The sequence below is a fragment of the Caldisphaera sp. genome (genome assembly GCF_023256325.1).
In the GTDB taxonomy this organism is placed as follows: domain Archaea; phylum Thermoproteota; class Thermoprotei_A; order Sulfolobales; family Acidilobaceae; genus Caldisphaera.
In genome coordinates, this window is the sequence record NZ_JAGDXI010000033.1 from 34,248 (window position 1) to 45,958 (window position 11,711).

An 11,711-nucleotide genomic window follows, 5' to 3' on the forward strand; every position below is an offset into this window, starting at 1 on the left:
ATGGATTTGTTATCTTCTTCTAATTAATAAAACTGCTGCAACTATAACAATGATGACTACAACTGCTGCAACTACTATTGTGACTGTTGATGATGATGGCGGTGGAGTGGTTGTAGATGTTGTTGAGGTTGTGGTTGATGTTGTAGATGTTGTTGAGGTTGTGGTTGATGTTGTAGATGTTGTGGTTGTTATCGAAGGAACTACTAATAATGTATAAACTGTGGGATCCATCATTATATTTTGATACGTATATGTAAATATTCTTAAATAATATTTACCATTTAAGCCTGTTGGTAGGGTAAATGAAAACTGACCATTGGAATTTGTTGTAACGTTATAAACCCTTACAACTTCTCCATTACTATTAACAAGTTGAGCATAAACTATAACATTTGGTGCAGGAGTTGTTACTTTAGATCCATCAGGAGTTTGCAATACTTGACCTGTTAATGTTTGCCCTGCCCCAACTATTGATGGAACTTGGAAGTTTAATGTATATAGCATTGGAATCTGGAATACTATACTAGGTAATGATAAATTGAAGTTTGGATTCCTAACTACAACTGCCCCTCCTGAAGTAACGCTATAGCTAGTTAATATAAATGGACCATCACTCACAAAAGCATTCCCATATTTATTGATAAAGTTAATTAAATTCTTATATCCTTGAACTGCTGTTGTTTCATTTACTAAATTGAAACCGCTTAATTTTTGAACCTCCATTAGATCTTGAGGTATGTAACCTGTTGATGAATAATTATTCAAAGCCTGCATCATATATCCTACGTCTTTTGGACTAACTATGCTTAACCAATCTATACCTTTTGCAGTTGCAGTAGAGTCATCCCATGCAGCTAATCCATGTGATACGACCCAATTCATTGCAGAATATTCTTGCCACGGGAAGAACTCTGCAGGGCTATAACCTCCTAAGGGTAAGAAGTCACCTAATAAAGTTTCAGCTGCATATAATGGATCAAAGAACTTTACATCACCCCATATCTGTATAGTTGTAGAATTTATTATTTTGAATCCTATTACTGATGGATACATAGCAAATGAATAAAAGCTCTCTACGGCAGGATCGCTTATTGAGCTGCTTGGAGATAGCATTTTTTGAGCCTCAAGATATATGTTTATTATATCAGCTAAAGTTATGCTTTGGTTGTCTGCAAATTTATCATTATTCATTAGCGGAGCAAAGTTAGCTATTACACTTAGTTCTGCCGTTGTATTTGGTTCAACGTACTGAACTTGTAACGTGCTAGTATTAAACGTTATGGCATTAGTGGGAACAGGTATATTTGATACATTTGACTCATTTACAACCTTTAGTATTACTCCTGTTGGTACTGAATACCCGTTTGGACCCGCTTCGCTTAATGGATAAATCAATGAATATGCTAAATCAACAGAATAGGCATCTGTAAATCCAAGACCTGGATTCATTGATCCTTGAGATAAATATCTAACGCCTATTGTTGTAATTCCAGTAGGAGTAGACATAGTCATATAATTTGGAGTGTTTAATACGCTACCATAGGAAACTGATGGTAAAACTCCTTGCAATATAGAGCTTCCATAAATCGGTATTTGTGATTCTGCCACAAATACTCTAATTGAATCATTTATACCTAAAGACACTAGCTGGCTTAATAAATTATAATATTGTTTAGATGTATTAAATTGAGTGAAATACAATTGTAATGATATTGCATCTAATTTAGACATTGTATTAAACAAATCTGGAGTTTCGTACATACTATCATTATATGCTCCAAAAGTTAAACTTATGTTACTTGTAGCAGGAACTGCTCCGAATAATGGTGCCAGAAATTCTATAGGCAATCCATAATCATAATAGCTATATCCTCCTGACCAAGATTCTATAGCTATATTCCAGGTAGAATTGTGTGGATCAGATCCATATATTACAGTATTTTGTTTTTGTAAGTTACCGCTAACTTCCTGTATAGTAAAGCCTAATTGCTGTAATTGTGACTCTAAAAACTTTGCATATTCTTGTCTAACTATTGTATCTGTTCTAACAAAGAAATAAATTGTTATTGGTTTTCCGTTATAATACCATTTACCGTTTATGTATTGAGCCCCGTGTTTAATCAGCGTATTGTATATAGTTTGATTAGCATAAGTTAAATTATAATGTATATCTATATATGGTGCAGAAGCATTTGAAGTCATTAGACCTTCAAATTGTCCTGCATAAGGTCCATAAGTTGGTGTTCCATAACCGCCCAATATATTATTCACAAAATAGCTCCTATCAACTATATAGTTCATTGCATACCTAACCGGTTGGAACATAAACGGATTGAATCCAAAAGATGTATTTAATGGATTTAATAAAACATCATAAAATGCTATTGGCATTATATAAGTGCTATAATTTGAAGGTAGACTAGTTATTTTATTGGGTGGAATTGGAAAAGTATACATGCTTATAGCACCACTCGTAAAGGCTTCTATGCCGTTTAAGTCATTTCCGTTATATGATATGAAGGTTATTTGATTTAGTCTAGGATATTGAGTTGTATCAGCTTTAGCATTGTTGTATGCAAATGGAAATACAAAACTAATTAACATTATCGCCAACAAAACACCTATGTAAATTCTTCTCACTAAAACTACGCCTCCTTAATATATCCTTTTTTACCTTATATCTTCTGGGTTTAAATATCTATCGTTTTATACTAATAAAATTAATTAATTTAGATTTTATTTAAAATATTAATAAATTTAAGAAATATATGCATTTAATGCATCAATCCATTTTTGAACTACAGAATTCATAATTTCCTGAGCATTATTAGATTGATTTGTTATATAAGAAAATATTCCATTGTCTAAATACGTAGACAAAGTTGGAATTTGAGATGGCACACCTGTACCAACACCTGCATATGCTTTTTGAGATGCTATAAGAGTAGCATTATATCTTTCCCTTACTAGCAAAGGCAAAGATTTGTTTGATATTAGCATATTAAATGCCTGCTTTGAAACTGGAACAGAAGATAAAACTTGAACTTGTGGCGATGTTAAAAATTGTAAGAAAAGCTCTGCAGCTTTCACATGAGTCGAATATTTACTTATACCTAAAAATGTAGGCCCTGGCTCGGCATATCCTCCAGGCAATGGTGCAAATGCTATATATTTACTTACGTTACTTGGGACAGCATCTATTTGAGAATTCCACATAAAAGCACCTGGAGAAACATTTTCACCCAAAATATCAGGTAAATTATCATAGGTTATAGGAAGCTGTAATGGGTTTGGTTCATAGCTTATTAATTCCTTATATGTTTCTAATGCTTCTATTCCAACACTTGTGTTTAATGCTATTTGTGGATATTTACTATTTGAGCTCATATATCCATAAAAATAAATTCCCCAACCGGGGATACCAGCTGATGTACCTCCATTAACAGTTTCGTTATGCTCATAGAACCAATAATATACAGCCGGAAATGAATAATCTATATCTTTATCGCTAGCGCTATCAGCTATTAAGAAACCATACTTTGTTATGTTATGGGAGACAAAGAATTGATCAGCATCAATTACTTGGGTCCAGTTATTCCAAGTCCACGGGTTTAAACTAAAATGATATTCATTATAAAACTCTTGCTGTAATAAAGTGTTATTAAATAACTTTGTATTATAGGCAAATATATAAAAGCTTGACCCAAAAAGTTCTCCTACAATTTCATATTGATTTGATGTCTTGTTATAATAAATACCTCCATCGGCTTCCGCGCCTTGTAATATATCACTTTGGTTAATGCCAGAATTATTTAAAGGGATCAAATAAGGCCAAAATTGATATGCTGTTCCATGTGTATATAAAACTATATCATATTGATTAGAACCTGCTTGAAATGCAGTAGAAATTGCTGAAAAATATTGACTATACGGATAGGTAACTAAATTTACTTTAATGTTTGGATATTCTTTTTCAAACATAGGTATAACTGTTTTATTTAAAAAGTTGGCCCCCCCACCGCTATACATAACAACAGTTATTGTTTGAGGTTGTAATGAAGAATTTGTTATGAGTGTAGTGGTTGTTTTAATAGATTCTCTATAATAGTTATACGAAACAACCCCTACAACTATTATAACTATAACAATAACAATAATGCCCGCTATCATTTTAGAAGATATACTGTCATTATATCTTTTAGACAAATTCTCACCACATTATTTTTAATCAAATTAATATAAAAACATATATTATTTTTAAATACATATTGTTTATCTAAATAAACTTTATTCCTCCACTATATGATCCCTTTAGTACCCTTGTTATTGTAATTAATGAAAGTATCATTACTGGAAGAGCTGTAACAACAGCTGAAGCAGCTAACAAAGCCCAATTAACACCAATATCTCCTATAGCAAGTAAAGCAAATATAGAAAGAGTTTGCGCTCCTTTAGGTGGAAAAGAAAAATTATAGGGAGTTTCAGATAAAACTAAAGGTACAAAAAGAGCATGCCATGTACCTATTATTAATAAGAGAAGCGTAGAAAATAAAACAGGCCTACTTAATGGCATTATAATTCTTGTAAACTTCCTTTTTATGTTAAATAGTTCAGCGGTCTCATCATAAAATTTTGGCAAGAGCATAAAGTAATTATACATTAGCCATAATGCATACAATGCTCCATATAAAGGCATTGCTAAAATTAATGCCCACCATGTATTTAATATATTTATTTTAGCAACAAATATGTAAATCGGTATTATAAAGGCCATAACAGGTAAAGAATACAAATACATAGATAATGGTAAAATCCAAGCGTTTTTCCCTCTAGATATTTCATAAGATGCAGGAGCTGCTAAAAATATTGAAATAAGTGGGCCAATAATGCTTATAACTACAGTTGTTATTAAATAAGGTATAGACTCATATAATGCCTGGATAAAATATGTAGAAGTTAACCCTTTTGGTATAAGTATCGGAGGTGTTGTAAAATCTAACTCAGGACTTCTAAAAGCTGATAGAAACATATAATAAATTGGAAAGTCTAAAAAGAAAAGCAAAAGTATTAAAAATATTGAAACCAAAGCTAACATAATTTTATTATTTAGCCTTAATTTAAATGATGGAAATATAACCTTTTGCGTTTTTAGTGCTTTCACATATAATAATGCTGGAACCGTAGCAATAATAGATAAAATGGCTGCAGAAAATGCACCTCCGGCAAGAGCATTTCTTAATGAAGATTTAAACGATATCGTATAAACAGCTAAACCAAGGGTTGTAGTCGAAAATAATGGGCCACCACCTGTCAATATATATGGTGTGTCAAACGCACCTAGAGAAAAAACAAATTGCAATAGAAAAACAATTAGAATAGCTTTTCCTATTAAAGGTATTGCTATTCTAGAATAGTATTCAGATTTAGGGATTCCATCCATCAATGCATTTTCTTTTATTTCCCTTCCTATAGATTTTAACGACGAAAAAATTATCAAAAAAGACATTGGTATTCCTGCCCAAACGCTTACTAATATAACGCTGAGCATTGCTGTTCTTGAAATTAACAAAGGATCATATTTAATTCCAAGCAAATAAGTAAACCAACCGTATGGACCATAAAAGCTTATACTCCAAATAAGAGCAGAAGAAGTAAAAGGTATTGTATAGGGTAGCATAACCATAAATGATAATAATAATTGAACCCTTCTATTATCAATTGAATCTATAGCTATCGCAGCTAGTAATCCTAACAATGTAGTTAAAAATGAAACACCAATAGTATATACAAAGGTGTTGTCAATTATTTCTATTATAGGATATAATTTGTATATCAAAATAACTTGATGACTAGCTATGCCAGCTATGTAAAAAGTTGCTACAAAAGGAATTATTCCTAAAGCTGTTATATAAATTAAATAAGGCGCAGAGTATTTCAACTAAAACACCCTATATTTCTTTATGGAAAATTTAACTTTTTCACCTTCATTGAATTTTCTATCAGAATATCCCCTTATTTCTTTGTTATTATATCTTACATATATTAAATATTTTCCATTAATAAATTCAACATCTATAACTTCCCCTTCATATTTACCATGGGTATCTATTTCGATATCTTCAACCCTTAAGCCTATTTTTCCATGTACATTAAATAAATTCCCATCTAGAATAAGCATTGGAGGGTCACCAATAAAAGAAGCAACAAATTCATCTTTTGGCTCATTATATACCTCTTCAGGGGTTCCTACTTGCAATATCTTTCCGTCCTTCATAACAGCTATTCTATCAGCTAATGCCATAGCTTCAATTTGATCATGAGTTACATATATAGTTGTTATGCTTTCTTTTCTTTGCAAATCCTTAATAAATCTCCTTGCAGATATCCTTTGGGGAGCATCTATGTTACTTAAAGGTTCATCTAATAACAAAACTTTGGGATTTTTTATTAATGCTCTCGCTAATGCAACTCTCTGCTGTTGTCCACCAGATAATTGAGATGGATACCTATTTAAAAGATCTCCAATGCCTAAGGCTTTACTTATTTCATCTATTTTTATTTTTGCATCCTTCTTATCTTCTACAGGCATAAGGAGATTTTCATAAACAGTTTTATGGGGATATAAAACATAGTTCTGAAAAACCATGGCTACTCCTCTTTTGGATGGATGCAAATTAGTTACATCTTCATTATCGATAAATATTTTGCCGGAATCTATTTCTTCTAATCCTGCTATACATCTTAAAAGAGTTGTTTTACCCGAACCAGAAAAACCTAATATAACAAATAGTTCGCCTTTTTCAATTTCCAAGTTTATTCCTTTTAGTACCTTATTTTTTTGATAGCTTTTTTCTAAAGCCTTTATAGAGACGCTCAATACTTTTCCCTGTTTTTAATTTATAAAAGAGTTTAAAGATTTTTCATTACACTTAATCAGGGGAGAAAATGATAATAGTTACTGGAGGAGCTGGATTCATAGGGAGTAATTTAATAGAGGATATATTAAAAGATGATAATGATGCTATTATAATAGATAACTTATCATCTGGATCAAGATATAATATAAACGGAAGGGCTAAGTTAATTATTAGCGATGTTTCAAAATACAAGGAAATAGAATTTTTAGAGAAATTCAAAGGAGAAGAAGTTAGTATAATCCATTTAGCTGCTATTGTAAGTGTTGATGAAGTGAGAGAAAACCCTATAAGGGGAATAGAAGTAAATGTTAACGGAACATCAAACGTATTGGAGTTAGCGAGAAAGTTAGATGCATACATAACTATAGCGAGCAGCGCAGCAGTTTATGGAGAAAAAGAAAAAATGCCAATAGATGAAGACGATGAAAAAAAACCGATTAATCTATATGGATTCACCAAGTTAATGGGAGAAGAAATGCTTTTATCTTATATAAAAGAATATGGATTAAAAGGTTCTGCCTTACGTCTTTTCAATGTTTATGGGCCTAAAATGAAAAAAGGGCCATATGCTGGAGTTATACAAATATTTATTGAAAAGCTATTAAAAAATGAAACTCCAATAATTCATGGCGATGGTAAAAACACAAGGGATTTCATATATGTAAAAGATGTTACAAACGCATTTATCAATGCAATTAAATTTAAGGCAAGCGGTATTTATAATATCGGTACTGGTAAAGAAATAACAATAAAAGAATTATTAGATGTTATAGAAAAAATTATAGGTAAATATAAAGAACCTATATATGATGAACCTAGGAAAAACGATATTAAGAAAAGTGTGGCAAAGATTGAAAAAGCAAAAAAAGAACTTAATTGGGAACCTGTTTACAGCTTAGAAGAAGGTTTAAAAAAAACAATTAATTATATTTATTCAAAGATTTGATTAGCATATTATTTTTAGCTTTTCTTTAAGCTTTCTATTAAATTATTAATTTCATTTAATTGCTTTTCTATGTTGCTTTTTGCATTTTCTAAATTACTCTTAAGGCTTTCAAGCCATAATATTTTATCTTCCTTTGATATTTGAAGACCTTGAAACATTGCTGGAACATATCCGTACCTTAAGTAAAATCCTGGCCTTTCCCATGGAGGTAAATAATTGAAGGGCCCATTTCCCGGATATATATTAATATTTCCTGGGTACCAACAGTTGTTTCTACCCCAACCCATTCTACTCACCCGTATCTATTATTCGATACGAAACTTATAAACTTTTCTCATATAAATATTTGAACAGGTTAGTATACATTAAAATGGGGGTAAAATTGTTCCAAGCATTAAGATTTGAAAAGGTAGTACCAGAAGACAGGGATAAGATAAATAAGCTTACTGAAAATACTTGGATGTGGGGAGATTATATACCTGAATACTTTGACAAATGGGTAAAAGAAGGTCTTTTTATAAAAGCTGTTAGTGATGGTGAAATTCTTGGTATAATACATGCAAGAATATTCGAAGACTTTACATGGTTCGAGGGAATAAGAGTTAAACAAGAAATAAGAAGGAAAGGTGTTGGAAAGGCATTAGCTAAAAAAGCTATGGAATTAAGTCCAAAGAAAATATTCAGGTTAGCAGCTAATGAGAAAAATGTTCCATCAGTGCAACTTGCTAAAGCTCTTGGATTTAAAGAAATAGATATGTTTTATTTTATAGATGGCAAGGTATATGACATTAAAGAATTAATAAACGAATTTAAACTAAAAGAAGTTAAAGCTAATTTGAAAAATGTTAAAGGATTTGTTAACGATTGGGTTTGGTATCCTATAACCAAATATTCTGGAAAAATATATTCAAATGGCGAATTAACAATATTAGAAACGAATCCTCCATTTTTAGTTAATGGATATTTGGAAAATATAAGACATATGAGCAAGAATTTTACTTCAAATTCAGAAGGTTTCATAGTTTTTGAATTAAAATTAAATGTATAAAAATAAGGAAATTATACCAACAATGATTTGAAGTATAAAAATAAAAATTACTACACCCCTTTCTGTTGCTTTACCTCTTATCTTTATTAAAGCCTTTATAGCTAAATGCGTAATACTATAAGACCTTTCATATGGCGGCATTAAAGAGTTACCTTCAACTTTCCCAAAGTTTTCTTTATAAACTCCATGGAAAAGACCCCTAATAAATAAAATTAGTTCTATGTAATATAGGAAAAACATTGTTAAGCCAAACTTGGGTATATCACCTAATATTATTAAACCTGCATATAACGCTCCTATAGCATATGTAAAAGTATTACCAGGGAATACCTTTGCTGGATACCAATTATAAATCAAGAAAGCAATCAAAGCCCCCATTAAAATTATGCTAACATATACTACAATTTCTATTCCCTTAATTAAACCGAAAATCATTGTAAATGTTAAAAGAATTATAGCATTACCGGCTTCCAAACCATTATAACCTGCTATCATGTTATAAGCATTACTAGCACCTAAAACTCCTATAGGTATAATAATTAAAGGATATAAAATACCTAAATAAATTTTGTTAAAAAATGGTATAGATAATATGTAAGAGTTATATTTAGCGATCATCAATGGTAAAGCTATTGGTACCATAGCTAGTATTCTTATCCATTGAGGTACCCCTTTTTTCCATCCCAAAATGTCATCCATAAAGCCTAAAAAAGAAGATAAAATCAGTAAAGTAATTATTGAGTAAAAATAAAGCAAATAAAAATATTTGTTTTGTGTAAAAACATAAACTGCTTCAAATAATAAGAGGCCAAATATTGATGATATAACAACCCATATTCCACCAGCTTCCGCAACTTCACGTTTATCGGCTTTATTTATATCTTTACCAACTAATCCCTCTCTTTTAGCAACACTAATCCATGACCTTATTATAAATAATGCTGAAATAAAAGATACAATAGATGATGTTATTGCTAATGGTATACCTATCAAATTTTCTCCCATATAAATAAAAATAGAGTCAAATTTAAGCTAATTGTTAACCCCCCAGTTAACAATCACTTTCCTAAAATTAATTGCTCTAAAACATTTTTGATTTTATTTATCTCTATAACACCTTTATTACCTTTTTCTATTGTTCCTTCTGGATCATAAATAGAAAACACACCATACCAATCATGCATAGAATCATCTGGCCCTTTATCATTTTTCTCTAAATACATGCTCTTGTAACCTATTGTACCTATTGGCCTCCAATTCAAATCATCTAAATAAACTGTTAAATCTGGTGCATCCCCTTTTATTTCTGGATAAATTTCTTGAGGGGTATAGGCTTCATTCTTCCACTGCTCATTATTAGGTCCTTTAATTTTTGATATAGAGTTTTTCAAATCCTTTATTAAACCTTCTATCTCTTCTTTTTCTAAAATTCCTTTAGGTTCTCTTCCTTTAATATTAAAGAAAAAGCGAGAATAATAACCTCCCCATGCCCAAACTTTTGTCTCATTCCAATTTATATTATCAGGTAATAAATCTTCTCCTTCTTTTGTCTCATTTTTAATTTTTAAAAAGCCTTGCTGCATTAACCACTGATTTATAGGATAAGAGCCCTTCATGCTTTTTGTTCCATGATCGCTTACAATAACATAAATTGTATCTTTTGGTAGTTCCTTAATTAACTTAGAAAACCAATTATCAATCTTTCTGTAAACATTTGGAATTGCTTTACTGAACTTTTCATTATATTCATACCTTGGATGGGTATTATCAAAATATTTCCAAAACATATGATGAGCTCTATCAACTCCTATTTCAACATAAATAAATAGATCCCATGCTTTTTTTACTAAATAGTTAAGGATTTTTTGATGATTATCTATCATTTCCATCAGATCAGAATATGCTTTATCTCTATCTTCAGTCCTATATACTACATCGAATATTGGAGATTCCCCAATTTTATTTTCAATTTCATTTTTTAACCATGGTGGAAAAGTGTAAGGTTTTTCTTTACCAGGAGTATTGAAATCTGTAACCATAAAGCCATTCATTGGTTTAGGAGGATAAGTTGGAGGAACTCCAAATAATCCTGTTTTAATGTTAAACTTAGCTAATTCATCCCATATAGTCTTTTCTTTAACGTCATTAGAATTAACTACATAAGAATCAAAAGTACCAGGCTTCCTATGCCTAAAACCATAAATTCCTAATTCACCAGGTGTTTTCCCTGTAAACATTGATATCCATGCAGGTACAGTTATCGGCGGGTGGCAGGTTTTCATCAAATAATTTTGAGATTCATTTGTTAATTGCCTAATAGAATCTAAACCTTCTCCATAGTTTTCGTATAAAACTTTAGGTGGTAATGAATCTAAACCCAAGACAAACACTTTTCTCAATCTACACACCAAAAACAAATGGAAAGAAAAAAATAAAAAATATATTTGAATTTAGGTTTACATTTTAGCAAAGGCCATATATGCTACTACAATTAATACTATCACTGCTAATACTAGTGCACCCAATGCGTAATATTCAGCACTCTGAGCTCTACTAGATGCAGTTGATACAGTTGAACTAACGGATGATACAGTACTTGGTAATGAGCTTAATGATGATAGTGAACTGCTCATGCTTGAGACTGTTGTGCTAAGAGATGAGACTGTTGTGCTAAGAGATGAGACTGTTGTGCTAAGAGATGATAGTGAACTGCTCATGCTTGAGACTGTATTGCTTAATGAAGACAGTTGTTTGCTCAGGCTTGAGACCGTTGAATTTATTGATGATACAGCTACACTAA

At 31.1% G+C, this 11,711-nt stretch carries 10 protein-coding genes; 2 read left to right on the forward strand and 8 right to left on the reverse strand.

What is annotated here, in order from left to right:
* Positions 1-9: 9 nt before the first annotated feature.
* The 4 genes from Q0C16_RS04660 to Q0C16_RS04675 all read right to left on the reverse strand — a co-directional run bounded on the left by Q0C16_RS04660 (position 10) and on the right by Q0C16_RS04675 (position 6,877).
* Positions 10-2,604, reverse strand: a complete 2,595-nt coding sequence (locus tag Q0C16_RS04660) for an ABC transporter substrate-binding protein (protein WP_292319974.1) — start codon at positions 2,602-2,604, stop codon at positions 10-12.
* Between the two features lie 153 nt (positions 2,605-2,757).
* On the reverse strand, positions 2,758-4,206 hold the full coding sequence (locus Q0C16_RS04665) for an extracellular solute-binding protein (protein WP_292319957.1): 1,449 nt from the start codon (positions 4,204-4,206) through the stop codon (positions 2,758-2,760).
* A 70-nt stretch (positions 4,207-4,276) separates the two neighbouring features.
* Positions 4,277-5,938 (reverse strand): ABC transporter permease subunit, encoded by a 1,662-nt coding sequence (locus Q0C16_RS04670; protein ID WP_292319959.1) that lies wholly within the window; start codon positions 5,936-5,938, stop codon positions 4,277-4,279.
* Positions 5,939-6,877: an ABC transporter ATP-binding protein gene (locus Q0C16_RS04675; protein ID WP_292319961.1), complete on the reverse strand. Its 939-nt coding sequence runs from the start codon at positions 6,875-6,877 to the stop codon at positions 5,939-5,941.
* A 68-nt stretch (positions 6,878-6,945) separates the two neighbouring features.
* Between Q0C16_RS04675 and Q0C16_RS04680 the strand changes: the two genes are divergently transcribed.
* A complete protein-coding gene (locus Q0C16_RS04680) occupies positions 6,946-7,863 on the forward strand; it encodes an NAD-dependent epimerase/dehydratase family protein (protein ID WP_292319963.1) in 918 nt (305 codons plus the stop codon).
* A gap of 14 nt (positions 7,864-7,877) precedes the next feature.
* On the opposite strand, the gene Q0C16_RS04685 is transcribed toward Q0C16_RS04680, so the two are convergent.
* Positions 7,878-8,150, reverse strand: coding sequence for a hypothetical protein (locus Q0C16_RS04685; RefSeq protein ID WP_292319965.1), 273 nt, complete (start codon positions 8,148-8,150; stop codon positions 7,878-7,880).
* A 59-nt stretch (positions 8,151-8,209) separates the two neighbouring features.
* Here Q0C16_RS04685 and Q0C16_RS04690 point away from each other — a divergent pair, with 59 nt between their 5' ends.
* Complete coding sequence (locus tag Q0C16_RS04690; protein ID WP_292319967.1) at positions 8,210-8,911, forward strand: GNAT family N-acetyltransferase; 702 nt, start codon at positions 8,210-8,212, stop codon at positions 8,909-8,911.
* On the opposite strand, the gene Q0C16_RS04695 is transcribed toward Q0C16_RS04690, so the two are convergent.
* The 3 genes from Q0C16_RS04695 to Q0C16_RS04705 form a co-directional block, all read right to left on the reverse strand.
* Entirely contained in the window at positions 8,900-9,916 is a 1,017-nt protein-coding gene (locus Q0C16_RS04695; RefSeq protein WP_292319968.1) for a glycosyl transferase family 4, read from the reverse strand. The two genes, Q0C16_RS04690 and Q0C16_RS04695, sit on opposite strands and share 12 nt — an antisense overlap.
* Positions 9,917-9,969: 53 nt before the next feature.
* Complete coding sequence (locus tag Q0C16_RS04700; protein ID WP_292319975.1) at positions 9,970-11,301, reverse strand: alkaline phosphatase family protein; 1,332 nt, start codon at positions 11,299-11,301, stop codon at positions 9,970-9,972.
* Positions 11,302-11,367: 66 nt separating this feature from the next.
* Positions 11,368-11,544, reverse strand: a complete 177-nt coding sequence (locus tag Q0C16_RS04705; protein ID WP_292319970.1) for a hypothetical protein — start codon at positions 11,542-11,544, stop codon at positions 11,368-11,370.
* Positions 11,545-11,711: the final 167 nt, after the last annotated feature.

Coding starts and splice junctions, on each gene's coding strand:
- Q0C16_RS04660 (WP_292319974.1), bottom strand. CDS start 2,604: ATGTTAATTAGTTTTGTATTTCCATTTGCATACAACAATGCTAAAGCT.
- Q0C16_RS04680 (WP_292319963.1), top strand. CDS start 6,946: ATGATAATAGTTACTGGAGGAGCTGGATTCATAGGGAGTAATTTAATA.
- Q0C16_RS04685 (WP_292319965.1), bottom strand. CDS start 8,150: ATGGGTTGGGGTAGAAACAACTGTTGGTACCCAGGAAATATTAATATA.
- Q0C16_RS04695 (WP_292319968.1), bottom strand. CDS start 9,916: ATGGGAGAAAATTTGATAGGTATACCATTAGCAATAACATCATCTATT.
- Q0C16_RS04705 (WP_292319970.1), bottom strand. CDS start 11,544: ATGAGCAGTTCACTATCATCATTAAGCTCATTACCAAGTACTGTATCA.